Raw genomic sequence first — 24,313 nt, 5'->3', positions numbered from 1 at the left:
AATTCTTGCACGAATCGATCAGCGCGGCGATCATCCCAGCATGGCCAAGATCGCGTTCGTCGGCGCCGGCAGCGTCGTGTTCACCCGCCAGCTGGTGGCGGACCTGCTGCGCTTCGGGGACCTCGACCTGGAGCTCGCGCTGCACGACGTCGACCCCGCCCGGCTCGCCGTGGCCGAGGGCACGGCCCACCGGTTGGTCGAGCAGCTGGGCCACCCCGCGCGGATCAGCGCCACCGGAGACCGCACCACCGCCCTCGACGGCGCGGACTTCGTCATCAACATGATCCAGGTGGGCGGCATCGACGCGACGATCGCTGACCTGGAGATCCCCGCCCGCCACGGGCTGCGTCAGACGATCGGCGACACGACGGGCGTCGGCGGGGTCTTCCGCGCCCTGCGCACCTTCCCCGTGCTCACCGCGATCCTCCAGGACATGCGGGCGGTCTGCCCGGACGCGCTGCTGCTCAACTACACGAACCCCATGGCCATGAACGTCTGGTGGGCGTCCGTCGTCGCCCCCGACATCCGCACCTACGGGCTGTGCCACTCCGTCTACTGGACCGCGCACGACCTGGCCGAGCTGCTCGGGCTGGACGTCGAGCAGACCCGGTACCGCGCGTTCGGCGTGAACCACCAGTCCTGGCTGCGCGACTGGACGACCGCGGACGGGGAGGACCTCTACCCCCGTCTGCGGGAGCGCATCGCCGCCGACCCCGAGCTCGAGCGGCGGGTACGCGTCGAGATCTTCCGGCGCATCGGCTACTACCCGACCGAGACCAGCGAGCACTCGTCGGAGTACCTGTCCTGGTTCCTGCGGGACGACGAGCAGGTCGAGCGCTTCCGCATCGAGCCGCTCCAGTACATCGGGATCAGCCGCGAGAACGTGGCCGAGTACGAGGAGGCCAAGACGCTCCTCCGCGAGGGCACGAGCCTGCCCCTCGAGGGCGGCGCGTCCGAGTACGCGCCCCAGATCATCCACTCGATCCTGACCGGCACCACGCGCGAGATCCACGTGAACGTGCCCAACCACGGGCTCATCGACAACCTCCCCGCGGGCGCGGCCGTCGAGGTCCCCGCGCACGTCGACGGCTTCGGCGTGGTGCCGATCGCGATGGGACCCCTCCCGGTCCAGTGCGCGGCGCTCAACCGGACCTACCTGTCCGTCGCCGAGCTGGCCGTCGAGGCCGCCCGCACGGGCGACCCCCGCCTGGTCCGGCAGGCGGTGCTGGTGGACGGGAACGCCAGCTCCACCCTGACGCCCGCGCAGATCTGGGACCTGTGCAACGACCTCGTCGTCGCCCACGGCGACCTGCTGCCCGAACCGCTCCGGGCGCTCCTGTGACCGCTGCGCGCACGCGGGACCTCGTCGACGACGCGATCGCCACGGGCACGGCGGTCCTCGCGTTCAACGTCATCACGCTCGAGCACGCCGAGGGGATCGTCTCCGGGCTGGAACGTGCCGGCCTGCCGGGCCTGCTCCAGGTCAGCGAGAACGCCGTGCGGTTCCGTCAGGACCTCCTCGGACCCCTGCTGGCGGCCTGCCGCGAGCTCGCCCAGCAGGCGACCGTGCCGGTCGCGCTGCACCTGGACCACCTCCAGGACGCCGGTCTGCTGCGGGACGCGGTGACGCGAGCGCGGGGCCTCGGCGTCTCGTCGGTGATGGTCGACGCCTCCCGTCTGGGGTACGAGGAGAACGTGGCGACGACGGCCGCGCTGTCCCGGGCCGCCCACGGCGTGGGGCTGTGGGTCGAGGCGGAGCTGGGCGAGGTCGGCGGGAAGGACGGTGCCCACGCGCCGGGGGTGCGGACCGACCCGCGCGAGGCCGCGGCCTTCGTCGCGGCGACGGGTGTCGATGCGCTCGCGGTGGCGGTCGGCTCGGAGCACGCGATGACCACCGCGACGGCGCACCTCGACCTGGACCTGATCGCCCGGCTGGCGGCCGCGGTCCCGGTCCCGCTGGTGCTGCACGGGTCCTCGGGAGTGCCGGCGGCGACGCTCCAGGACGCGGTCCGTGCGGGCATCCGCAAGATCAACATCGGGACGGCCCTCAACGTCGCGCTGACCGCCCAGGTACGGCGGGCGCTGGCGGCCGACGACGACCTCACCGACCCCCGCCGGTACCTCGCGCCGGCCCGCGAGGCGATCGCCGCCACCGTCGCGGCCACGTGCGCGGCGATCCGCGCCGCCTGAGGCTCAGAGCCCCAGCACCCGCCGGGCGTTCCCCGCGTACACGGCCTCGAGCGCCGCGCCCGACAGCCCCAGCGCGGAGACCGTCCAACGACCCTGCGGCGGCACGGCCTCGCCCGGTGCGTACTCGAACGCCTCGTCGTCGGTCTCCAGGAACCGGAAGTGCGTGGTGAGCGCCTCGTCCGTGAGCGGGAACGCGTCGGTGCCGAACAGCACCCGGTCCCCGAAGCGGTCGATCAGGCGCCGGGTCCGTCGCGGCTGCCGGCCGAGCTCCGCCATCCGGCCCCCGAGGTCGACGTTCCAGTTCGGCGCGGCCGCCAGCAGGCGCTCCACCCGGTCGAGGTCCTCGGCGCAGCAGCCGACGTGCGCGCCGATGTAGGTGGTCCCGGGCGTCGCCAGCACCAGCGTCTCCAGCGCCGTGAGCAGCCGGTCGAACGTCGGGTGCACCGCGCGGTCGCCGAACCACCAGTCCGGGTTGGCCTGGAGCTCGTCGAGGCGCTCGTTGGACGCGTCGACCGGGTCGAAGAACGCGATCGGGTCCGCGGTGTGGATGAGCACCGGCAGGCCCAGCGAGCCGGCCAGCGTGAGGACGCCGACCACGCGCGGGTCGTCGGGCAGGACGAGCGCTCCCGTGACGTCGCGGACGGCGAGGCCCAGGTTCTTCCACACCTTCACGCCTCGGGCTCCCCAACGGGCGCAGTCGCGCAGCTGAGCGGCGAGCAGCCCGGGCCCGTCGGCGTGTGCGAGCAGGGTCCAGTCGAGCTGGCAGAACGTGGCGAACCGGGTCGGGTGCGCGCGGTCGTACCGGTCGAGGTTGGCCTCCAGCTCGTCGCCGTGCATCCCGTCCAGGTTGACGACCGTCGCCACGTTGCGGCGGTCCATCAGTGCGAGCAGCCCGTCCACGGACGGTGCCGTCCAGCCCGGTGGGGTCAGCCAGCGGCCCAGGTGGTTGTGCACGTCGATGCAGGCCACGGCGCTGCGGTCCACGTGCGTCGTCGGTGCGGCGAGCCTGCTGCGGGGGTGCCAGTCCGCCAGGCGAAGGTGTGCGGCGGCGGTCCAGTCGGGCGTAGCCACAAGCAGGGTCCTCCCAGGCGCTCAGCAATAGTGAGCGTTTGCCGCAGTTTCATTGCGGATCGATCACTCCGGTACGCAGTATTGCGCACACGGCGCCGAGAGCAACCCGGTCGCCGGAGCAGAGAGGCCGCACCCGTGAGCACGAGCATCACCGCGCGAGAGATCGCCAGCCAGCCCACCGTCTGGGCCCGCGCCCTCCGGGACGCCGCCACGACCGGCGCGATCTTCGGCGCTCCCGGCCACCGGGTCCTGGTGCTCGGGTGCGGCACCAGCGCGTTCGTCGCCGAGTCCCTCGCAGCACTGCGGGAGCAGGCCGGCCTGGGGTTGACGGACGCGGCCTACGCCTCCGAGTGGCGGCCGGGCCGCACCTACGACCGCGTGCTGGTGATCAGCCGGTCGGGCACGACCAGCGAGGTCCTCGCGGCCCTCGACCTGGTCGAGCCGGGCACCGAGGTCGCCGCGATCGTCGGCGTCGAGGACAGCCCGATCGCCCGCCGCGCCGACCACGTCCTGCTGCTCGACTACGCCGACGAGGACTCCGTCGTGCAGACGCGCTTCCCGACGACGACCCTGGCGATCGCCCGCGCCGCGTTCGGCGAGACCACGGACCACCTGGTGGCCGCCGTCCAGCGGGCCCTCGACGCACCCTACCCGGTGGCGGTCGACGGCGTCGACCACGTGGTCTACCTCGGCACCGGCTGGACCCACGGGCTCGCGCAGGAGGCCGCCCTCAAGGTCCGTGAGGCCGCCCAGGCGTGGTCCGAGTCCTACCCGCTGCTCGACTACCGGCACGGCCCCATCGCCGTCGCCCACCCCGGCTCGCTGGTCACCATCTTCGGCACGGCGGACCCCGCCATCGTGGCCGACATCGAGGCCACGGGCGCCCGCGTCCTGGCCACCGACGAGGACCCGCTGGTCCAGCTGGTGCAGGCCCAGCGCTTCGCCGTCGCGCTCGCCGAGAGCCGCGGCCTGAACCCGGACTCTCCCCGCCACCTGACCCGCTCCGTCGTCCTGCACTGACCAAAGACCGCGCGCCACCGACTCGAGGAGACACGACGTTGACACCCCAACGCTCGCACCGGAACCGCCTCGCCGCCCTGACGGCCGCCACCGCCGTCGTCGCCTCCCTGTCCGTGACCGCCTGCTCCGGCGGCAGCGCGCCGGGGGCCACCACCTTCGACCCCGACGCCGAGACGACCATCACCTGGTGGACCGGCCAGGCGGACCAGGCCGAGACGATCCTGGAGGGGCTGGCCGCAGACTTCGAGGACGAGCACCCGAACGTCACGGTCGACATCTCCTCGGGCGCCCCGTCCACCGACGAGCTGCTCCAGAAGCTCTCCGCGGGGTTCGCGGGCAACACCTACCCGGACATCTCCTACGCGTACGGCTCGTGGGCCAGCGAGCTCCAGGCCTCGAAGCGCACGCTCGACATCACCGACCAGGTGGCTGACCCGGACGTGGCCTGGGACGAGTTCCCGGGCGCGGCGCAGCAGACCGCGCAGCCCGGGGGCGGCACGACGATCGGCTTCCCGGCCGTCGTCGACAACCTCACGCTCATCTACAACACCACCGTCTTCGACGCTGCCGGCCTCGACTACCCGACGGCCGACTGGACCTGGGACGACTTCCGCGCGGCCGCCAAGCAGCTGACCGACCCGAGCACCAACACGTACGGGTATGGCTACTCGGTCTCCGGCTCCGAGGAGACCACCTGGCAGTTCTGGCCGCACCTGTGGCAGAACGGCGGCGAGATCCTCTCCGACGACCAGTCGACGGCGACGTTCGACTCCGACGCGGGCGTGACGGCCCTGACGCTGCTGCGCGACATGGCGGTCGACGACAAGAGCATCTACCTCGACCAGACCGACACCAAGGCCGCCCAGCTGTTCGCCAGCGACCGGATCGGCATGATCACGTCGGGCCCCTGGACCCTGTACGACCTCCAGACGGCGAAGACCTCCTACGGGGTCGTCCCGCTGCCCGGAGTCGACGGCAACCACGAGAGCGTCTCCGGCCCGGACCTGTGGGTGCTGTTCGACCACAAGGACGCCAACCGCGCGCACTGGTCGTACGAGCTGGCCAGGTGGCTGACGTCGGCCGAGCAGGACATCCGGTGGAACGTGGCGTACGGCAACCTTCCCCTGCGCGCGACGGAAGCCGAGTCTCCCGAGTTCCTGGCCCAGGTCGAGGCTCTTCCGGGTCTCGACGTCATGGCGGCCAACATGGTCAACTCCAAGCACGCTCGCCCCACGGTCAAGGGCTACGTCACGCTCTCCGAGGCCATCGGGTCGGCGATCTCGCAGGTCATGCAGGGTCAGGGAGATCCGGGCGAGGCGCTGAAGGAGGCCGCGGCCACGGCGACGCAGGGTCTCGGAGGATGACGATGGCGAGCGCGACGGCCCCGGCGCGGCGGCGCAGCGCGATGCTGCCGCAGGCCCACGCGCCGCGCGCGGCGGCGACCCGTCCGGGCAGGCGTGCGGAGCGCCGGAGGGCGGGGCTCCAGGGCTGGGGGTTCGTCGCCCCGGCGATGCTCATCGTGCTCGGCCTGTCGATCTTCCCCGCGGCCTGGGCGTTCTGGCTGTCGCTCCAGAGCTGGGACGGCTTCTCGACGCCGACGTGGGTGGGCATCGGCAACTACCAGCAGATGGTCACGGACGCCGCCCTGCGCGACGCGGTCGGGCACACCGTCCTCTACACCGCCCTGTTCGTGCCGGCGTCGGTGCTGATGGGCATGGCCCTGGCGATCCTGCTGAACCGCTCGCTGTTCCTCATCGGCTTCTACCGGACCGCGATCTTCCTGCCGTTCGTCGCGTCCGCCGCCGCGACCGGCATCCTCACCACCTACCTGTTCAACCCCCAGTTCGGGCTGGCCAACACCGTCCTGCGCGCGTTGCACCTGCCGCAGCAGGGATGGCTCGAGGACCCGTCGCAGGCGATGGTCGTCATCACGCTCATGTCGTTGTGGGGGCAGGCGGCGTTCACCACCGTGATCTACCTCGCGGCGCTCCAGGACATCCCCGGCGAGCTGCTCGAGGCGGCCCGGATCGACGGTGCCAACCGCTGGCAGTCGTTCTGGCACGTCACCTTCCCGCAGCTGGCGCCTGTCACGGTCTTCGTCACGGTGTGGCAGGTGATCGGGGCCATTCAGCTGTTCGACCTCGTCTACACCACGACGCGCGGCGGACCGCTCGACGCGACGCAGACGATCGTCTACTACCTGTGGCAGACGGCGTTCAAGTCCCTCGAGTTCGGGTACGCCTCGGCGGTCGCCTACGGCCTGTTCGCCGTGACGCTGGTCATCACCGGCGGGGTCGTCTTGTACTCCCGGCGGGCGAAGGTGGAGGCGTTCTGATGGCCGTCGAGATGCTGTCGCGCACACCGGTCCCCTCCGACGTGGCGGCCCCGCGCCGTCCTGGCCGCAGGCACTGGGGGTGGCACGTCCTGCTCGCCCCGGTCGCCCTGCTGTTCGCCCTGCCGTTCGTGCAGATGTTCCTCACGGCCCTGACACCGGCGTCCGAGATCAACAAGTTCCCGCCGCGGCTGATCCCGTCGTCATTGACCCTCGACGGCTTCACCAAGCTGTTCGCCGAGTCCGACATCCTGCGCTGGCTGCTCAACACCGCGATCGTCTCGACCGTCGGCGTCCTGTCGCACCTGGTCCTGTGCTCGCTGGCCGGCTACGGGTTCGCGCGCCTGAGGTTCCCCGGCCGGACGTTCGGCTTCCTGGCGATCGTCGCGACGATCATGATCCCGACCCAGCTGCTGATGGTCCCGACGTACGTGATGTTCGCCAGGGTCGGGCTCATCGACACCCTCGGCGCGGCGATCGTGCCGTGGCTGGCGTCCGCGTTCGGCATCTTCCTCATGCGGCAGTTCTTCCTGTCGCTGCCCGCCGAGCTGGAGGAGGCCGCGGTGCTCGACGGCTGCTCCCGCCTCGCGGTGTTCTGGCGGATCGTGCTCCCGCTGGCCAAGCCGGCGATGGCGACCCTGGCGATCTTCACGCTGCTGGGCTCGTGGAACGACCTGGTCTGGCCGCTCATCGCGATCAACGACCCGAGCAGCTTCACGCTCCAGCTGGGCATCACCAACTTCCAGGGCGACCGCCGCACGGACTGGTCGCTGCTCATGGCCGGCAACGTCGTCGCGACGCTCCCGCTGATCGCCTTCTTCGTGCTCGCCCAGAAGCAGTTCATCGCGACCATGACGTTCTCGGGGCTCAAGGGATGAGGCCGGTGCTGGTCGCCGGCGACGCCAACGTGGACCTCGTGCTCCGCGGCGACGTCGTGCCCCGGTTCGGGCAGGCCGAGCAGCTGCTCGACTCCGGTGAGCTGGTGCTGGGCGGCAGCGCGTCGATCGTGGCGTGCGGCCTGGCGCGCCTGGGGGTGCCGACGCACCTGGTGGCGCGGGTGGGCGACGACGCCTTCGGCCGGTTCCAGCTCGACGCGCTCGCGGCTGCGGTGGTCTCGACGACGCACGTCGCGGTGGACCCGGACCTGCCGACCGGGCTGTCCGTCATCCTGTCCGCGCCCGACGACCGCGCGATCCTCACCGTGCCGGGCACCATCCCGACCCTGCGTGCCGCGGCGGTCCGGGCTGCGCTCGCGGCGACCGGTGCGACCCACCTCCACGTCGCCTCCTACTTCCTCCAGCCCGTGCTCGCCGCCGAGCTGCCCGTGCTCCTGGCGGAGGTCCGCGCGGCAGGCGTCACCGTCAGCCTCGACACCAACTGGGACCCGGCGGCGCGGTGGGCGGGCGTCCTCGAGCTCCTGCCGCACGTCGACGTCTTCCTCCCCAACCTGTCCGAGCTCCGCGCCCTCGGGTCCGGCGCCGACGTCGACATCGCGCGGCAGCTGGCCCAGCGAGGCCCCCGCGTCGTGGTCAAGGCCGGAGCCGACGGTGGCTGGTCCGTCGACTCCGCGGGCTCCCTCGCGCACGCGCCCGGCCTGCCGGTCGACGTCGTCGACACCACCGGGGCGGGCGACAGCTTCGACGCCGGCTACCTCGCCGCCCTCGCGCACGGGGTCGCCGACGAGGCCGAGCGGCTGCGCTGGGCCGCAGCGGCGGGATCGCTGTCCACGCTCGGCAGCGGCGGCACCGGCCGCCAGGCCACGCTCGCCGACCTCGGGGCCGCATGATCACGGCGGCGGCGGTCAGCCCGTCGCTGGACGTCACCTACGTCGTCGAGCAGCTGACCGGGATCCAGCGTCCGCTCGAGGTGCACCGGGTGGCGGGCGGCAAGGCGCTGAACGCGGCCCGGGCGGCGGCGGCGCTGGGCTCGTCGGTCGCGGCCGTCGCGGTGCTGGGCGGCGGCGCCGGGACGACGGTCGCGGACCTCGCCCGCGCCGACGGGGTCGACCTGCGGGTGGTCGACGGGGGCGGGCTCACCCGCACGTGCGTGAGCGTGCTCGCGCGGTCCGACGACGGGTTGACCGAGATCTACGAGCACGCGGCGCCGGTGCTGCCCGACGCCTACTCCGCGTTCCTCGACACCCTCGGCGACCTGCTCGCAGGGCGTCCCGGGTGGTGCCTGGTCAGCGGCAGCGTGCCGGCGTCGCTCGGGGCCGACGCCCTGGTCCGGCTGGCGGCGGTCGTCGCCCGCGCCGGCGTCAGTCTGGCCGTCGACAGCCACGGCCCTGCGCTCCGCGGGCTGCTGGAGGACACGTCGCCGGACCTGCTCAAGGTCAACCGCACGGAGGCGTGCGAGGTCCTCGACCTCGCCGTGAGCACGCCGCTGGCGGCGATCGTGGACGCCCTGCACGTGCGCACGGGCGGCCTCGTCGTGGTGACCGACGGCATCGCGGGGGTCCGCGCCACCGACGGCTCGCGCACCCTGCACGCGTCGCTGCCGGGCGTGGTCGGCGCGTTCCCGGTGGGCAGCGGAGACTCGCTGCTCGGTGCGCTGGTCCGGGCGCTCGACGAGGGGCTGGACCTGTCGGACGCGCTGCGTCTGGCGACGGCCGCCGGTGCCGCGAACGCGCTCGTGCCGGGGGCGGCCCGGTTCGACCTCCCGACGCTCGCGCGGCTGGCCGACGGTGTCATCCTCACCGACGAGACGGGTTAGGATTTCCGGCAGACCCCTCGTGCGGCGTCATCTCGCTGAACTCCCCCAGGGCCGGAAGGCAGCAAGGGCAGGTGAGCTCTGGCGGGTGTGCGGGGGGTCCTTCAATGCCCTCGGAGCGCCAGCCGTGTGAACGTCTGGCCCGCCCCCGCCTCCCGCTTGAGCCGCCGGACCAGCAGGTCCAGCGCGACGGGGTCGGCGACGAACGCGTGCAGCAGGTAGTCGTACGAGCCGGTGACGTGCACGGCGTCCAGCACCTGCGGGAACCCGGCGTCCAGCGCTGCCGTGAATGCCTCGTTGGTGGTCCCGTCGGCGAGGCGCACCTCGATCAGCACCTCCAGCCCTGCGCCGGGGCGGGTCGGTGACGCGTCGGTCACGATGGTGAACCTCCGGATGGTGCGGTCCTCGACCAGCCTCCGCACCCGGTTCGCCGCGGCGTTGGCGCTGAGGCCCACCCGCGCGCCGAGCTCCCGGAACGGCAGCCGCGCATCTGCGGTGAGCTCGCGGAGGATCGCGTCGTCGATCGGGTCCATCCGGCGATGATCGCAGCCCGACGGCGGATCGCGCAGTATCGCGATGACGCCCGAGGCCTGTGCGCCGATGCTCGTCGCATGGTCTCCGTGCTCGTCGTCGGCGTGCTGGCCGGGCTGTCGGTCGCGATGCCCGTCGGGCCGGTGGGCGTCCTCCTGCTGCGCACCGGCCTGGTCGACGGGGTCCGGGTGGCGGTCGCAGCGGCGTGCGGCATCGCGACCGTGGACCTCGCGTACGCCGTCGTGGCGGTCGCGGTCGGTGCGCCCGTCAGCCGCGTGCTGGGCGAGCACGCGGCGCTCGTCCGAGGGGCCGGGGCGGTCGTGCTCGTGCTCGTGGGGACCGGCGGACTGGTCGCGTCGGTCCGAGCCGCACGCCGGCCGCTGGTGGAGATCCCGTCGTCCGCCGGGACGTCGTCGCCCCTGAGCGCCTACGTGCGCTTCGTCGGGCTCACCGCGGTCAACCCGCTGACGGCGGTCACGTTCACCACCGTGGCGGTCGGTCTCGCCGCGGGTGTCGACAGGGCGGCGTCGGTCGTCGTGTTCGTCCTGGGTGCCGGGGTGGCGTCCCTCGTGTGGCAGCTGCTGCTGGCGGTCGGGAGCGGCCTGCTCGGCCCGCGTGTCCCGGTCCGCGCGCGCGTCGCCGTCTCGGTGCTGGGGGCGCTGGCGGTGGTGCTCGCCGGCGTCGCGCTGGTCGTCTGAGCGCGGCGGGAGCCCGGCGCGGCGACCGGCAGGCTGCGACCCGTACGTCGTGGTTGAACGGTCTTCCATCGGGCGTGTGGTCTTCGCGGTGATTCGCACGATGACTGCACCCCGCACGATCACCCGGTGCGGGGCGCCTGGTCCGGGCGTCCGGCCAGGGGACGACGCGTGTCCGTCCGTGGGCGCACCCGGCGGCTCCGGAGGGCAGTCCGGGGGCCGATGCGGGCCAGGTGGGCGGCCCGGCAGCCTGGCGGCATGAACACCGCCACGCCTCGCCTGTCCGCCCGCGGCCTCGTCAAGCGCTTCGGCTCCACCACCGCGCTCGCCGGCGTCGACGTCGACCTGCACGACGGCGAGTCGCTCGCCGTGATGGGCCCGTCCGGCTCCGGCAAGTCGACCCTCCTGCACTGCCTCGCCGGCATCCTCCCGCCGGACGCAGGAACGGTCACGCTCGACGGGCGGGAGGTCAGCCGGCTGTCCGACCGGGAGCGCTCGCTGCTGCGCCGGAAGCGCTACGGCTTCGTCTTCCAGTTCGGCCAGCTGCTCTCCGAGCTGCCCGCGATCGAGAACGTCGCCCTGCCGGCCATGCTGCTCGGCACCTCGCGTCGCGACGCCACCGAGCTCGCGGGCCGCTGGCTGGCCTCGCTCGGGCTCGCCGGGATGGAGGGGCGCCGACCGGGGGAGCTGTCCGGGGGCCAGGCCCAGCGGGTGGCCGTGGCGCGGGCACTGATCACCGGTCCCGCGGTCGTGTTCGCCGACGAGCCCACGGGCGCCCTCGATCAGGCCACCGGCCACGACGTCATGCGGATCCTCACCGAGACGACGAAGGCGGCCGGCGCTTCGCTCGTCGTCGTCACCCACGACAGCCAGGTCGCCGACTGGTGCGACCGCCGCATCGAGGTCCGCGACGGGCTCGTCGTCGGCGCGACCGCCGAGGTGCCGCGATGAACGCGGTCGTCGCGCTCGCGCCCCGGTTCCAGCGCGCCGGCGGTCGCGACGCCCGGGTGACCACCGGCCTGGCGGTCACCGCGTTCGCGGTCACCACCGGCCTGACCCTGAGCGTCGTCGGCGGCCTGCTGGGGTTCGCGTCCCGTGCGGAGCTGCCGGTCCCGCAGGGGCAGGGCGACGACCGCAGCGTCTACGTGATCCTCGCGTGGATCGCCGTCGTCCTCCTCGTCGTCCCCCTGATCACGCTGGCCGGCGCCGCCGCACGCCTGGGGGTCGCTCGTCGCGACGCCCGCCTGGCCACCCTGCGCCTCCTCGGCGCGACGCCCCGCGAGGTGGTCGGCCTGACCGTCACCGAGACCGCCTGGCAGGGGCTCGTCGGCGCGGTCCTCGGCATCCTGCTCTACGCCGCGCTGCTCCCGGTGTGCGCGCTGCTGCCGTTCCAGGGCACCACGTTCAGCGTCGCCGAGCTGTGGGTCGGGTGGGAGGGCCTCGCCATCGCGCTGGTGGCGGTGCCGGTCCTGGCCGCGCTGTCGGGGGCCTTCTCGCTGCGCCGCGTGAGCGTGTCGCCGCTCGGCGTCGCCCGGCGGGAGACGCCCAAGAAGATGACCTGGCTGCGCGCCGTCGTCGCCGTCGTCGGGATCGGCGCGTTCATGATCGTCAGCTCGGTCGCCGGTGCCTTCGGTGCTGCGGCCGCGGCCGCGCTCATCGGGGCGTTGGCCGTCGGCTTCGCCACCCTGAACGCCGTCGGCCCCTGGGCGCTCGGCCTCGTCGGCAAGGTGCAGCTGCGTCGCGCGACCACGCCCGCCCGGCTGCTCGCCGCGCGTCGGCTGCTCGACGACCCGAAGGCCGCGTGGCGCGTGGTCGGCGGCCTCGGGCTCGCCGGGTTCGTGGCCGGGGCGCTCGCGGTCCTGCCGTCCATCACGGCGATCGACACCTCGCAGGACCCGCAGGGCGCGATCCTCATGGATGACCTGGTGACCGGCGGGATGGTGACGCTCGTCGTCGCCTTCCTGCTCGCCGCCGTGTCCGCGGGGATCGCGCAGGCGGCATCCGTGCTCGACCGGCGCCGGGAGATCGCGCTGCAGAACCTCGCCGGCACCCCCGTCGAGCTGCACGACTCCGTCCGTCGGCGCACCGTGCTGGTGCCGCTGCTGTTCGTCGCCGTGGGGTCGGCGCTGACCGCGCTCGTCATGTTCTTCCCGCTGCTCGGGCTGGCCGCCGTGGCGTCCCCGCAAGGACCCCTGATGCTCGTCGGGTTCCTGGTCGGTGGGTGCGCGCTGGTCTACGCGGCGACCGAGACGTCCCGGCCGCTGCTCCGGTCCGTGCTGGCGGACACGGTGGTGCGGGCGGACTGAACGTGTGTGGGCGAGGGCGTCTAGGGTTCGTGGCGTGACGACAGCCCTGTACCGGCGCTACCGGCCCGAGAACTTCGCCGAGGTGATCGGTCAGGACCATGTCACCGCGCCACTGCGGCAGGCGCTGCGCAGCGGTCAGGTCAACCACGCGTACCTGTTCTCCGGCCCCCGCGGGTGCGGCAAGACGACCTCCGCGCGCATCCTCGCCCGCATCCTGAACTGCGCGGAGAACACCGAGGAGAGCCCCACCGACACCCCCTGCGGCGTGTGCCCGTCCTGCGTCGAGCTGGCGCGCGGCGGACCCGGCAGCCTGGACGTGGTGGAGATCGACGCGGCCAGCCACGGCGGTGTCGACGACGCCCGTGAGCTGCGCGAGCGCGCCACGTTCGCGCCCGCGCGGGACCGCTACAAGGTGTTCATCCTCGACGAGGCCCACATGGTCTCGAACCAGGGCTTCAACGCGCTGCTCAAGATCGTCGAGGAGCCGCCGCCGCACATCAAGTTCATCTTCGCGACGACCGAGCCGGACAAGGTGATCGGCACCATCCGGTCGCGCACGCACCACTACCCGTTCCGGCTGGTCCCCCCGGACGTGCTGGTGCCCTACCTCCAGCAGCTCTGCGACAGCGAGCGCGTGCCGGTGGCCTCCGGCGTGCTGCCGCTGGTCGTGCGCGCGGGCGGTGGGTCCGTGCGGGACACGCTCTCGGTGCTGGACCAGCTGATCGCCGGCTCCGGCGGCGGTGAGGTCGGGTACGAGGGCGCAGCCGCGCTGCTCGGGTACACGCAGGCGTCGCTGCTCGACGACCTGGTCGAGGCGGTCGCGGCGCGCGACGGCGCCTCGGCGTTCCGCGTGGTGGAGCGCGTGATCTCCACCGGCCACGAGCCGCGGCGCTTCGTCGAGGACCTGCTCGAACGGCTGCGGGACCTCATCGTCATCGCGGCCTCGGGTGACGCGGCCGACGCGGCCCTGCGCGACGTCCCGACCGACCAGCTCGACCGCATGCGCCTGCAGGCCCGCCACCTGGGCGCCTCGGAGCTGTCCCGGTCCGCCGACCTCTGCAACGCCGCCCTGACCGAGATGACCGGCGCGACGTCCCCGCGACTGCACCTCGAGCTGCTCATGGCACGTCTGCTGCTGCCCGCCGCGGAGGACACCCGCTCGGGCCTCGGCGCCCGCCTGGACCGGCTCGAGCGTGGCCTGCCCGCCGACGGCGCCGCGGCGGTGCGCGTGCCGGTCGCCGGCCCGCCGGCCCCCGCGGCTGCCCAGGTCGCCTCGCCGCACGCCGCAGTCGCACCCCCGGTCCCTGCGCCGCAGGTACCCGCCACGGCACCGCGCGTCGTCGCCCCCACGGAGCGTCCTGAGCCCGAGCCGGCGCGTCCCGCTCCCACCGAGACCCGGGCCGAGCCCGCCCGGCCGACCGCCGACGAGACGCCACCGGCCCCGGCCGCCGCGGAGCCCGACACCCTCGCCGAGCAGGCGACGGTCGGTGACGCGAACGGTGACGACAGCCCTCCCTGGGACCCCGCACCCTCGCCGGCCGCTGTGCCGGAGCCCGAGCCCGAGCCGGTTACCGTCGCCACGGAGCAGACCCCGGAGCCCGCTCCTGCGTCGGCTCCGCCCGCCGCCCCGGCACCTGCACGGACCCCCGCCCGCGCGTCCTCCGGCGGCCCCGACACCGAGGTCCTCCGTCGCCGTTGGCCGGAGGTCCTGGAGACGGTCAAGGGCCTGCGCCGCGTCACGTGGGCGCTCATCGACCCCCGGAACGCCCAGGTCGCCGAGCTGGACGCGACCACGCTGCGGGTGGCTTTCGACAACCCGGCTCTGGCCACCACGTTCCGCAACGGGGCCCACGCGGACGTCGTCGCGCGGGCCGTGCGGGAGACCCTCGGGTTCGACGTGCGGGTCGAGGGCATCCTCGCGGAGCAGGTGAGCGCTGCCCCGGTCGCCCAGGCTTCGACCCGGCCGGCACCCGACGACCGCGCCAACCCGCGTGCGGTGACGCCGGCCGAGGCGGCGGCGTCGTGGGACGACGAGCCCCCGATGCCCGAGCCCCCGGACGACGAGCCCGGCGAGCCCGCCGTCCCGGACGCCCCGCCGCAGGACATCGCCCCCCCGCCGCCCGGCACCGCGCGCGAGCGCGGGATGGCCGCGGCGCGCGAGTCGGCGTCGAGGTCGGTGCCCGGCGTGCCCGACGACCCGTCGCCGGACGACCCGGACATCACCACGTCGAGCCTCATGGGCGCCCCGCTGGTCGCCCAGATGCTCGGTGGCACCGTCATCGACGAGCAGCTGGACGACGGCTCGTCGTGACCGACGAGCCGCCCGGTGCGCTCCACCACCTGGAGATCTGGGTGCGGGACCTGAACGCGGCGGAGAGGAGCTGGGGCTGGCTGCTGACGCGGCTGGGCTACGCGGTGCGCGACCGGTGGCCCGACGGAGCCAGCTGGGCGCGCGACCCGGGGCCGTACGTGGTGCTCGAGTCGGGCCCGGACGTGGCGTCGGCTCCGCACGACCGGCTCCTACCCGGCCTGAACCACCTGGCCCTGTGGGGCGGCTCGCGCGCGGACGTGGACGCGCTGGTCCGGGACGCGGCTGCACACGGCTGGTCGCTGCTGTTCGCGGACCGGCACCCGTACGCGGGCGGTCCGGAGCACTACGCGGCCTACCTCGAGGATGCCCAGGGGTTCGAGGTGGAGCTGGTGGCGTCCGACGGCGGGACTCCGCCGACCCCGTAGGCTGGCTGGCGTGTACGAAGGCGCGGTCCAGGACCTGATCGACGAGCTCGGGCGACTGCCCGGGGTCGGTCCCAAGAGCGCCCAGCGCATCGCGTTCCACATCCTCTCCGCGGACCCGGCGGACGTCCGCCGGCTGTCCGACGCGCTCACCGAGGTGAAGCTGCGGGTCCGGTTCTGCGAGATCTGCGGCAACGTCGCGCAGGAGCCGCAGTGCCGCATCTGCCGCGACCCGCGCCGCTCCACGCTGACCATCTGCGTCGTCGAGGAGCCCAAGGACGTCGTCGCCATCGAGCGGACCCGCGAGTTCCGCGGCAAGTACCACGTGCTCGGCGGGGCCATCAACCCGATCGCGGGCGTCGGCCCGGACGACCTGCGGATCGCCGGCCTGATGACGCGGCTGGCGGACGGCACGGTCACCGAGGTCATCCTGGCCACCGACCCGAACGTCGAGGGCGAGGCCACGGCCACGTACCTGGCGCGGCTGCTGGTCCCGATGGGCCTGACGGTCAGCCGGCTCGCGTCCGGCCTGCCGGTGGGCGGGGACCTGGAGTACGCCGACGAGGTCACGCTCGGCCGCGCGTTCGAGGGTCGCCGACGGATCAGCGCATAGGGGAGCAGGCACCATGAGCACCACAGCAGACGCGGATCTTCGCGAGATCGCCCAGGCGGTCGCGTCCGAGGCCCGCAGCTATCTGACCACCATCACGGAGGTCGCGTCGGGGTCCAACCCGGACGCCTCGCTGCCGTTGCTGCTCCTCGCGGTGAGCGACGTGCTCGCCGCCGGCGCCCGGCTGGGTGCGACGACCGACGTGGTCCCCTCGGAGCGCTTCGAGCCCGATCTGGGTCCCGACCCGGACGTCGAGCCGCTGCGGGCCAACCTGGCCAACGTGTTCGAGGGGATCGACGAGTACGCCGAGGTGGTCGACCCGCTGCTCGGGGTCGACGTCCAGCCGGCCAGCGTCTCCGGCGACCTCGTCGCGATCGCCGGGGCGCTGGCCCAGGGCCTGCGGCACTACGAGACCGGCGGCGTGCTCGAGGCCCTGTGGTGGTGGCAGTTCTCCTACCTGTCCGACTGGGGCGAGCGCGCGTCGAGCGTCCTGCGCACCCTCCAGACGATGCTGGCGCACCTGCGGCTGGACGTGGAGGACGACGTCGCGGCCGAGGCGGAGTACGACGCCCTGCAGCCCTGACTTACAGGGTGCAAAGGCGTTGTCCACGGGCGTCCCGTCGCGCAAGGTAGCCCTCGTGACGAGTACTGAGGACGGGGCCCACCTGCGCCGCGCCACCACCGACGACGCCGGGATCATCGCTGCCCTCAACGAGCACGTGCAGCGTCTGCACGTCGAGGCCGTACCCGCCCAGTTCGTGACCGTCGACCGCGCCGTGGCGGAGACCTTCTTCTCTGCACAGCTGGCTGACGAGGGCAACATCGTCTGGATCGCCGAGGTGGGCGGACAGCCGGTCGGGTACCTGTACGCGGTCGAAGCGCACAGGGGCGTCAACCCCTTCACCACCGAGCAGCACACCCTCTACATCCACCACCTTGCCGTCGACCCTGCCGTCCGTCGGCGCGGCGTGGGCTCAGCGATGATCGCGGCTGCGGAGACCTACGCCCGAGATCGCGGGCTGAGCGGCCTGCGGCTGGACAGCTGGCTCTTCAATGCGGAGGCTCACGCCTTCTTCCGCGGCCTGGGCTTCGAACCCGTCATCACGCGCTTCGCCCGCGACCTGTAAGCCTGCTCTGGGCGCTCCGAACGTTCGTGCGCGTCGCTGACTTCCTGGGGCCCCCGACGGTCGCGGTGTCGACGTCGTGGAGGCCGGCCGGAGTCTCCTCCCACAGCGAGCGTCAGGCGACGCGCGTCCCGCGGGCGAGGGTGCGGGTGGGCACGTGCAGCCGACGCACCGCGACGACGAACCCACCGACGCCCAGCAGCACGATCGCGCCGAGCCCCCAGGGCCAGACGGGTGTGCGCGAGATCGCCAGCTCACGGTCGTCGAGCGAGGTCTGGTCCGTCCAGCACTCGTCGAGCGGGATCGTCGGACCGGCACGCAGCTCACGGACACCGTCCCGGATCGCCCCGAGCGGGTCGTTGGTGTTGCTGGAGAAGCTCGTGTACTCGGTCGTGCCCGCGCCGTCCGCCAGCACGACGAACGGGTTGAGGCCCAGCAGCCACCAGGTGCGTTCCGTGTGGGTGACGGACCGCTCCTCGAGCCGGACCGTGCACTCGACGTCGACCTCGCCGGTCCAGTCCGGGGGGACGGTCGAGACCTCGACGGTCTGCGTGCGCGAGATCGACGGGTAGGTGAGCCCGAACAGGATCGGGGTCAGCAGGGTCAGCGCGGCGACCGTGAGGAACGTGAGGACGGTCGAGCCGGCCGTGCGGGCCGTGAGCGCCGAGAACCCCAGGCCGATCCCGCACACGGAGGCCAGCAGGACCGCGATCAGGATCACGACGCGTGGCAGGGCCGTGCCGGGCGTGCCGCCGAACGCCAGGGCGATCCCGAGGAACGGCAGGCTCGCCACCAGGAACGCGCAGGCGGCGGCCCACGCGGCCAGCAGCTTGCCGGCGGCGATCTCGGCCGGGGTCAGCAGCGTGACCTGCAGGGTCGCCAGGGTGCCGGCGTTGCGGTCCCCGTTGATGCCGGTCGACGCCAGGGTCGGCGTGACGAGGAGGCCGAGGCCGAGCACGAGGAACGTCACGGCGCCGAACAGCAGCGGGCCGTTGGAGGGTGGGTTGATCGACGGTTCGTCCGACGTGACCCTCGAGATCGCTCCGGAGGTGAGCAGCGTGATGCCGCCGACCACCACGAACCACACGATCAGCGCCACGATCCACCGCGTGGAACGCACCCGCTGGCGCAGCTCGAGCACGGCGACCGTCCGCACGCCGTGCCACGTCAGACCCCACGTGGCCGAGCGGGGCGCCCTCGGGGGAGTCGTCGACGGCTCGGGGTCGAGCTCGACCTCGGACATCGTCATCGCCGGTCCTCCTCGAGGGTCAGATAGGCCTGTTCGAGCGCGCCGCCGGCCGGCACCACCGACACCAGCGCGACCCCGGCGGTCACGGCGTCGCGGATCAGCCGCGCGGCGCCCTGCTCACCGTCGAGCTCGAGCAGCACGCCGCCGGAGCCGGTGGGGGAGTCGGGTGCCTCGTCGGGCCGCCACGCCGCGCCGGTGCTGGTCAGCCAGGCGGTGAGCGCCTCGACGGACAGCGCGCGGACGTGCCAGGAGCGACCGCCTTCGGGGCCGGCGTCGGGCACGACGGTGCGGCCGCGGGAGAGGAAGACCGCGTCGTCGGCCATCTCGTCGAGCTCGGAGAGCACGTGGCTGGAGACGAGCACGGTGCGGCCCTCGTCGGCGAGGCGGCGCAGCAGGATCCGCAGGTCCACGCGCGAGCGCGGGTCGAGGCCGCTGGCGGGCTCGTCGAGGAGCAGCACTGCCGGGTCGTGCACCAGCGCGCGGGCCAGGCCGAGCCGCTGCTTCTGGCCGCGTGACAGGACGCTCGCGGGCCGGTCGGCGAGCTCGGTGAGGTGGACGGTGGCCAGCAGCTCGGCGACCCGGGCCTGTGCGACGGCCTCCGACAGCCGGTACGTGGCGGCGAAGGTCAGCAGCACCTCGCGGGCGGTCAGGGAGTCCCACGTGCCGAACGTGTCGGGCATCCAACCGGTCCTCGCGCGGGCCGCCGCGCCGTGCGTGACGGGGTCGTGGCCGGCCACCCGGACCCGGCCGGCGTCGGGGACGAGGAGGCCGGCGAGCACCAGCAGCAGCGTGGTCTTGCCGGAGCCGTTGGGGCCGACGAGCGCGGTGACCGCCCCGGCGCGCGCGGTCAGGTCGACGCCGTCGAGCGCCTTGACCTGCCCGAAGGCACGATGCAGACCCTGCACGGCGATGCCGTCGCCCGGCGCGACGGAGGACGGAGGTGGCGCGGCCGCGGTGTCGTCATCGACGGTGCTCGACATGGCGCCAACCTAGGCCTCGACCGGTGGGCCGGGGGAGGGTTCCAGGTCCGCGTCTGTGCAGGTGCTGTGCAGGGCGAGCCACGGTGATCCGCCATCTGAAACTCGCTGCCCACCAGATGGGCACGCACGTACACTCGCCCGGTCCTGTCCGAGCCCGCGAAAGAGCTCCCCCGTGGCCTTGATCGTGCAGAAGTACGGCGGTTCCTCCGTCGCCGACGCCGCCAGCATCAAGCGCGTCGCGAAGCGGGTGGCCGAGGCCAAGCGCGCCGGTCACGACGTCGTCGTGGTGGTCAGCGCCATGGGCGACACCACGGACGAGCTCATCGACCTGGCCCAGCAGATCACCCCGATGCCGCCGCAGCGCGAGATGGACATCCTGCTGACCGCCGGCGAGCGCATCTCGATGTCGCTGCTGGCCATGGCGATCAACAACCTGGGCGTCGACGCCAAGTCGTTCACGGGCCAGCAGGCCGGGGTGATCACCGACGAGTCGTACGGCAAGGCGCGGATCATCGACGTCACGCCCAGCCGCATCCGGCAGACGCTCGCGCAGGGGTCGGTGGCCATCGTCGCCGGCTTCCAGGGCGTCAACCCGACCACCAACGACGTCACCACGCTCGGGCGCGGCGGCTCTGACACCACGGCGGTCGCGCTCGCGGCGTCCCTCAAGGCCGACGTCTGCGAGATCTACACGGACGTCGACGGCGTGTTCACCGCGGACCCGCGCATCGTGCCGAACGCCCGCAAGCTCGACCGGGTCAGCTACGACGAGATGCTCGAGCTCGCGGCCAGCGGTGCCAAGGTGCTGGTCCTGCGCTGCGTCGAGTACGCCCGGCGGTACGGGGTACCGATCCACGTGCGCTCGTCGTTCACCACTCATACGGGCACCCTGGTGACGGACCAGCCCGCTGCCGAAGGAGAGATTGTGGAACAGCCGATCATCGCCGGCGTCGCGCACGACCGCAGCGAGGCCAAGATCACGGTCGTCGGCGTCCCGGACGTGCCGGGCAAGGCCGCCCGCATCTTCCAGGTGGTCGCCGCCGCCGGCGTGAACATCGACATGATCGTGCAGAACGTGTCGGTCGCCGCGACGGGGCTCACGGACATCTCCTTCACGCTGCCCGCCACCGACGGCGCCGCCGGCACGGCCGCGCTGACCGAGCACCAGCCCGACATCGGCTTCGCGTCGCTCCAGTACGACGACACGATCGGCAAGCTCTCGCTCATCGGCGCGGGCATGAAGTCGCACCCCGGCGTCTCCGCGAAGCTGTTCGCAGCCCTGTCGGACGCCGGCATCAACATCGAGATGATCTCGACGTCGGAGATCCGGATCTCGGTCGTCACCCGCGCGGACTCGCTCGACGAGGCCGTCCGCGCGGTGCACACCGCGTTCGAGCTGGACTCCACGGAAGACGAGGCCGTCGTGTACGGCGGGACGGGACGGTAGGGCCATGGGACTGAACATCGCGGTGGTCGGCGCCACCGGCCAGGTCGGCGCGGTCATGCGGCGGCTGCTCGACGAGCGCGACTTCCCGGTCGACTCGATCCGCTACTTCGCGTCCGCGCGCTCCGCCGGCACGACCCTGCCGTGGAAGGGCGCGGACGTCGTCGTGGAGGACGTCGAGACGCAGGACCTGTCCGGCATCGACGTCGCCCTGTTCTCCGCCGGTGGTGCCGCGTCGAAGGTCCACGCCCCGCGGTTCGCCGCCGCCGGCGCGCTGGTCATCGACAACTCCTCGGCGTGGCGTCGCGACCCCGAGGTCCCGCTCATCGTGTCCGAGGTGAATCCGGGTGCGCTCGCGGATGCCGCCAAGGGCATCATCGCCAACCCGAACTGCACCACGATGGCCGCGATGCCGGTGCTCAAGGTCCTCCACGACGAGGCCGGCCTGCGCAGGCTCGTCGTCTCGACGTACCAGGCCGTCTCCGGGTCGGGCCTCGCGGGGGCCGACGAGCTGGACAGCCAGATCCGCGCCGCGGTCGAGCAGGACACGCTCGCGCTGGTGCACGACGGGTCGGCCGTGACGCTCCCTGCGCCGGTGAAGTACGTCGCGCCGATCGCGTTCGACGTCATCCCGCTGGCCGGGAACCTGGTCGACGACGGCTCGTTCGAGACCGACGAGGAGCAGAAGCTGCGGCACGAGTCGCGCAAGATCCTCGACCTGCCCGGTCTGCTGGTGTCCGGCACGTGCGTGCGCGTGCCCGTGTTCACGGGTCACTCGCTGTCGATCAACGCGGAGTTCGACCGCGCGATCACCCCCGAGCGCGCGGCCGAGCTGCTGGCGACCGCGCCCGGTGTCCAGCTGACCGACGTGCCGACGCCCCTCGTCGCGGCCGGCAAGGACCCGTCGTTCGTCGGCCGTCTGCGCCAGGACGAGGGCGTCGAGGGCGGCCGCGGTCTCGCGCTGTTCATCAGCAACGACAACCTCCGCAAGGGCGCCGCGCTGAACGCGGTCCAAATCGCCGAGCTGGTCGCCGCCCAGCGCCTCACCGCCGTCTGACACCGCTGGGCGTTGCTGCGTCCGCACACCTCCTCGCAACGTCCGCACATTCGAGCGTCCCGACGACCGAATGTGCGGACGTCCGAGCAGCAGGGGGCTGGGGCCTACATCTGCTCGGACGTCGCGGGGTCTTGTGGCGTGCGCGGTTCTGTGGTTAGTTGGTCATGTAATGAACCACTGAACGGGCGGGAGGTCCACCGTGTTCGACGGCCGCGACCCCTTGTACCTGCAGATCGCCGACCAGATCCGCGCCGACGTGCTGTCAGGGGCCCTCCGAGCGGAGGAGCAGGTCATGTCCACCACGCAGTACGCGACCACGTTCCGGATCAACCCCGCGACCGCCGCCAAGGCGTTCACGGAGCTGGTCGACGAGGGCGTCCTCTACAAGCGCCGCGGCATCGGCATGTTCGTCGCGGAGGGTGCTCGTGAGCGGCTGCTCGAGCAGCGCCGGGCGACGTTCTTCGCGGACGTTGTCGAGCCGATGCTCGAGCAGGCGCGCGTGCTGGGCATCACGACGGACGAGATCGTCGCGCGGCTGACGACGGGGGAGCAGCGATGAGCGGGTTCGGCGTGGAGGTCCGGGACCTCACGGTGCGCTACGGCTCGACGACTGCGCTCGACCGCGTGTCGTTCAGCATCCGGCCGGGGGTGATCACCGGGCTGCTCGGCCGGAACGGCTCGGGCAAGACCACCGCGCTATCCGTGCTGGCGGCCTTCCGTCGCAAGACGTCCGGCACCGTGCTCGTCGACGGTGAGGAGCCGTGGGAGAACGAGCGGGTGCTGGCCGGCACGTGCCTGGTGCGGGAGAGCGGCGACGTCCCGATCGACCAGAAGCTGCACGCGACCCTCGACTTCCTCGGCGACCGCCGACCGCTGTTCTCCCGTGAGCTGGCGGACTCGCTGATGGACCGCTTCGAGCTCGACCCACTCACCAAGCCGAACAAGCTGTCCCGTGGCAAGCGGTCCGCGTTCGGCGTCGTCGTCGGGCTCGCGAGCCGCACCCCGCTGACCCTGCTCGACGAGGTGCACCTCGGCATGGACGCCCCCTCGCGGTACGCGTTCTACGACGTCCTGCTCGCCGACTGGCTGGAGCACCCGCGCACGATCGTCCTGTCCAGCCACCTGATCGGTGAGGTCGAGCGGCTGCTCGAGGATGTCGTCGTGCTCGACCGCGGCAGCGTGCTGACGGCCGCCGACGCGGACACGCTGCGCAGCGGCGGCGTCACGGTCACGGGGGCGGCCGAGGCGGTCAGTGCGTTCGTGGCCGACCGGGATGTCGTCGCGCGCCAGCAGCTCGGCCGCACCGCCCAGGCGACCCTCATCGGGACCCGGCCGGACGACACAGCCCGCGCCGCGCAGGCAGGTCTCGAGCTGGGACCGGTGGCCCTCCAGGACCTCTTCGTCCACCTGACCGACCGCCCGAAGGGGGCCGCGCCCACGCGGCCGAGCACGGAGGAGTCCCGATGAGCATCGACACGGCACGCGTCCCCACGCGCAGCTCGGTCCGCGCCACCGCGACCTGGGTGTTCTGGATGAACCTCTACATGGCGGGATGGTTCTGGTTGATGGCGACCATCGTCATCACCGCCGCTCTCGTGGTGATCAACGTGGTGGGCGAGGTCAACACCAGCGTGGTCGCGTTCGCCCGGCAGGGTGCGATCTGGTTCCCGTTCTCCGTGCTCATCGCGATCACGGCGGCCTACCTGCCGGTGCACGTCGCGGCCGGCCTGACCCGCCGCTCCCTGTCGTTCGGGTCGCTGATCGGCGCGACCGGGACGGCCCTCGTGTACGGGGGTGCGTTCGCCGGTCTGCTCCTGCTCGAACGCGCGGTCTTCTCGGCGTTCGGGTGGCAGTGGCGGATCCTGGACGACATCACCTACACCTCGTCGGGGATCGGACCGGTGATCGTCAGCACCACGCTGATCTTCGTCGTCGCCTACGTGTCCGGCCTGCTGGTGGGGATGACCTACCAGCGCGTCGGCGGCTGGTTCGGGACGGTCGCCCTGCCGCTCACCGCCGGTCCCGTCCTGCTGGTCTTCGCCCTGTTCGCGCAGGACGCCGGCCCCTTCTCCACCTCCGGGTTGTTCGGAGGGGACCAGCCGCTCCTCGTCGCCTCCGCTGCGGCCCTGCTGATCGCGGGTGCCATGGCGTTCGCGTTCGACCGCCTGACGCGCGGCGCGTCCGTGCCGCAGCGCACCTCCTGACCCCGTCCACCGCCCCGGGACCGGCCTGCGCCGCTCCCGCGGCACCGCACACCCTTTT

Annotated in this window: 25 protein-coding genes and 1 other RNA gene; 22 read left to right on the top strand and 4 right to left on the bottom strand. The window is 72.9% G+C overall.

Annotated elements, in window-relative coordinates:
• Positions 1-40: 40 nt before the first annotated feature.
• Positions 41-1,342 (top strand): alpha-glucosidase/alpha-galactosidase, encoded by a 1,302-nt coding sequence (locus tag ACO06A_RS06325; protein ID WP_421735187.1) that lies wholly within the window; start codon positions 41-43, stop codon positions 1,340-1,342.
• Positions 1,339-2,190, top strand: a complete 852-nt coding sequence (locus ACO06A_RS06320) for a class II fructose-bisphosphate aldolase (protein WP_421735186.1) — start codon at positions 1,339-1,341, stop codon at positions 2,188-2,190. Before ACO06A_RS06325 ends, ACO06A_RS06320 begins: the two co-directional genes overlap by 4 nt.
• Positions 2,191-2,193: 3 nt before the next feature.
• Here ACO06A_RS06320 and ACO06A_RS06315 read toward each other — a convergent pair whose 3' ends face one another.
• Entirely contained in the window at positions 2,194-3,261 is a 1,068-nt protein-coding gene (locus tag ACO06A_RS06315) for an amidohydrolase family protein (protein WP_421735185.1), read from the bottom strand.
• A 135-nt stretch (positions 3,262-3,396) separates the two neighbouring features.
• On the opposite strand from ACO06A_RS06315, the gene ACO06A_RS06310 reads away from it, so the two are divergent.
• From ACO06A_RS06310 to ffs, 7 genes are all read left to right on the top strand, one after another.
• Positions 3,397-4,281, top strand: a complete 885-nt coding sequence (locus ACO06A_RS06310; RefSeq protein ID WP_421735184.1) for an SIS domain-containing protein — start codon at positions 3,397-3,399, stop codon at positions 4,279-4,281.
• 38 nt (positions 4,282-4,319) lie between these two features.
• Positions 4,320-5,645, top strand: a complete 1,326-nt coding sequence (locus ACO06A_RS06305) for an ABC transporter substrate-binding protein (protein ID WP_421735183.1) — start codon at positions 4,320-4,322, stop codon at positions 5,643-5,645.
• Positions 5,642-6,616 (top strand): carbohydrate ABC transporter permease, encoded by a 975-nt coding sequence (locus ACO06A_RS06300; protein WP_421735182.1) that lies wholly within the window; start codon positions 5,642-5,644, stop codon positions 6,614-6,616. Before ACO06A_RS06305 ends, ACO06A_RS06300 begins: the two co-directional genes overlap by 4 nt.
• Positions 6,616-7,491 (top strand): carbohydrate ABC transporter permease, encoded by an 876-nt coding sequence (locus ACO06A_RS06295; RefSeq protein ID WP_421735181.1) that lies wholly within the window; start codon positions 6,616-6,618, stop codon positions 7,489-7,491. Before ACO06A_RS06300 ends, ACO06A_RS06295 begins: the two co-directional genes overlap by 1 nt.
• A complete protein-coding gene (locus ACO06A_RS06290) occupies positions 7,488-8,399 on the top strand; it encodes a carbohydrate kinase family protein (RefSeq protein ID WP_421735180.1) in 912 nt (303 codons plus the stop codon). Before ACO06A_RS06295 ends, ACO06A_RS06290 begins: the two co-directional genes overlap by 4 nt.
• Positions 8,396-9,325 carry a 1-phosphofructokinase family hexose kinase gene (locus ACO06A_RS06285; protein ID WP_421735179.1) on the top strand — a complete coding sequence of 310 codons (930 nt, stop codon included), beginning with the start codon at positions 8,396-8,398 and terminating at the stop codon, positions 9,323-9,325. Before ACO06A_RS06290 ends, ACO06A_RS06285 begins: the two co-directional genes overlap by 4 nt.
• A gap of 8 nt (positions 9,326-9,333) precedes the next feature.
• An RNA gene (gene ffs, locus ACO06A_RS06280) (signal recognition particle sRNA small type) lies at positions 9,334-9,430 on the top strand.
• Here ffs and ACO06A_RS06275 read toward each other — a convergent pair.
• Positions 9,427-9,855 (bottom strand): Lrp/AsnC family transcriptional regulator, encoded by a 429-nt coding sequence (locus ACO06A_RS06275; RefSeq protein ID WP_421735178.1) that lies wholly within the window; start codon positions 9,853-9,855, stop codon positions 9,427-9,429. The two genes, ffs and ACO06A_RS06275, sit on opposite strands and share 4 nt — an antisense overlap.
• A 78-nt stretch (positions 9,856-9,933) precedes the next feature.
• Between ACO06A_RS06275 and ACO06A_RS06270 the strand changes: the two genes are divergently transcribed.
• The 8 genes from ACO06A_RS06270 to ACO06A_RS06235 all read left to right on the top strand — a co-directional run bounded on the left by ACO06A_RS06270 (position 9,934) and on the right by ACO06A_RS06235 (position 17,324).
• Positions 9,934-10,551, top strand: a complete 618-nt coding sequence (locus ACO06A_RS06270; RefSeq protein WP_421735177.1) for a LysE family transporter — start codon at positions 9,934-9,936, stop codon at positions 10,549-10,551.
• Positions 10,552-10,806: 255 nt separating this feature from the next.
• Positions 10,807-11,499, top strand: coding sequence for an ABC transporter ATP-binding protein (locus ACO06A_RS06265; RefSeq protein ID WP_421735176.1), 693 nt, complete (start codon positions 10,807-10,809; stop codon positions 11,497-11,499).
• Positions 11,496-12,854, top strand: a complete 1,359-nt coding sequence (locus ACO06A_RS06260; protein ID WP_421735175.1) for an FtsX-like permease family protein — start codon at positions 11,496-11,498, stop codon at positions 12,852-12,854. Before ACO06A_RS06265 ends, ACO06A_RS06260 begins: the two co-directional genes overlap by 4 nt.
• Positions 12,855-12,888: 34 nt before the next feature.
• Positions 12,889-15,165, top strand: coding sequence for a DNA polymerase III subunit gamma and tau (locus ACO06A_RS06255; protein ID WP_421735174.1), 2,277 nt, complete (start codon positions 12,889-12,891; stop codon positions 15,163-15,165).
• On the top strand, positions 15,162-15,590 hold the full coding sequence (locus tag ACO06A_RS06250; protein WP_421735173.1) for a VOC family protein: 429 nt from the start codon (positions 15,162-15,164) through the stop codon (positions 15,588-15,590). Before ACO06A_RS06255 ends, ACO06A_RS06250 begins: the two co-directional genes overlap by 4 nt.
• Before the next feature lie 10 nt (positions 15,591-15,600).
• Positions 15,601-16,200 carry a recombination mediator RecR gene (gene recR, locus ACO06A_RS06245; protein ID WP_421735172.1) on the top strand — a complete coding sequence of 200 codons (600 nt, stop codon included), beginning with the start codon at positions 15,601-15,603 and terminating at the stop codon, positions 16,198-16,200.
• A gap of 13 nt (positions 16,201-16,213) precedes the next feature.
• Entirely contained in the window at positions 16,214-16,780 is a 567-nt protein-coding gene (locus tag ACO06A_RS06240; protein ID WP_421735171.1) for a DUF5063 domain-containing protein, read from the top strand.
• 55 nt (positions 16,781-16,835) lie between these two features.
• The gene (locus ACO06A_RS06235) at positions 16,836-17,324 is read left to right on the top strand and encodes a GNAT family N-acetyltransferase (RefSeq protein WP_421735170.1); all 489 of its coding nucleotides are present in this window, start codon (positions 16,836-16,838) and stop codon (positions 17,322-17,324) included.
• A gap of 112 nt (positions 17,325-17,436) precedes the next feature.
• On the opposite strand, the gene ACO06A_RS06230 is transcribed toward ACO06A_RS06235, so the two are convergent.
• A complete protein-coding gene (locus ACO06A_RS06230; protein WP_421735169.1) occupies positions 17,437-18,570 on the bottom strand; it encodes an ABC transporter permease in 1,134 nt (377 codons plus the stop codon).
• Entirely contained in the window at positions 18,567-19,550 is a 984-nt protein-coding gene (locus ACO06A_RS06225; RefSeq protein ID WP_421735168.1) for an ABC transporter ATP-binding protein, read from the bottom strand. Before ACO06A_RS06225 ends, ACO06A_RS06230 begins: the two co-directional genes overlap by 4 nt.
• Before the next feature lie 172 nt (positions 19,551-19,722).
• On the opposite strand from ACO06A_RS06225, the gene ACO06A_RS06220 reads away from it, so the two are divergent.
• The 5 genes from ACO06A_RS06220 to ACO06A_RS06200 all read left to right on the top strand — a co-directional run bounded on the left by ACO06A_RS06220 (position 19,723) and on the right by ACO06A_RS06200 (position 24,255).
• Complete coding sequence (locus ACO06A_RS06220; protein WP_421735167.1) at positions 19,723-20,997, top strand: aspartate kinase; 1,275 nt, start codon at positions 19,723-19,725, stop codon at positions 20,995-20,997.
• 4 nt (positions 20,998-21,001) lie between these two features.
• Positions 21,002-22,051 (top strand): aspartate-semialdehyde dehydrogenase, encoded by a 1,050-nt coding sequence (locus tag ACO06A_RS06215; protein WP_421735166.1) that lies wholly within the window; start codon positions 21,002-21,004, stop codon positions 22,049-22,051.
• Positions 22,052-22,250: 199 nt separating this feature from the next.
• Positions 22,251-22,610 carry a GntR family transcriptional regulator gene (locus ACO06A_RS06210; RefSeq protein WP_421735165.1) on the top strand — a complete coding sequence of 120 codons (360 nt, stop codon included), beginning with the start codon at positions 22,251-22,253 and terminating at the stop codon, positions 22,608-22,610.
• Positions 22,607-23,518, top strand: a complete 912-nt coding sequence (locus tag ACO06A_RS06205; RefSeq protein WP_421735164.1) for an ATP-binding cassette domain-containing protein — start codon at positions 22,607-22,609, stop codon at positions 23,516-23,518. Before ACO06A_RS06210 ends, ACO06A_RS06205 begins: the two co-directional genes overlap by 4 nt.
• Positions 23,515-24,255: a hypothetical protein gene (locus ACO06A_RS06200; protein ID WP_421735163.1), complete on the top strand. Its 741-nt coding sequence runs from the start codon at positions 23,515-23,517 to the stop codon at positions 24,253-24,255. Before ACO06A_RS06205 ends, ACO06A_RS06200 begins: the two co-directional genes overlap by 4 nt.
• Positions 24,256-24,313: the final 58 nt, after the last annotated feature.

The sequence above is a fragment of the Cellulomonas sp. genome, assembly GCF_965229465.1.
In the GTDB taxonomy this organism is placed as follows: Bacteria; Actinomycetota; Actinomycetes; order Actinomycetales; family Cellulomonadaceae; genus Cellulomonas.
The sequence above is the reverse complement of the archived record's forward strand: the minus strand, read 5'-3'. Positions and strand labels throughout refer to the sequence as shown.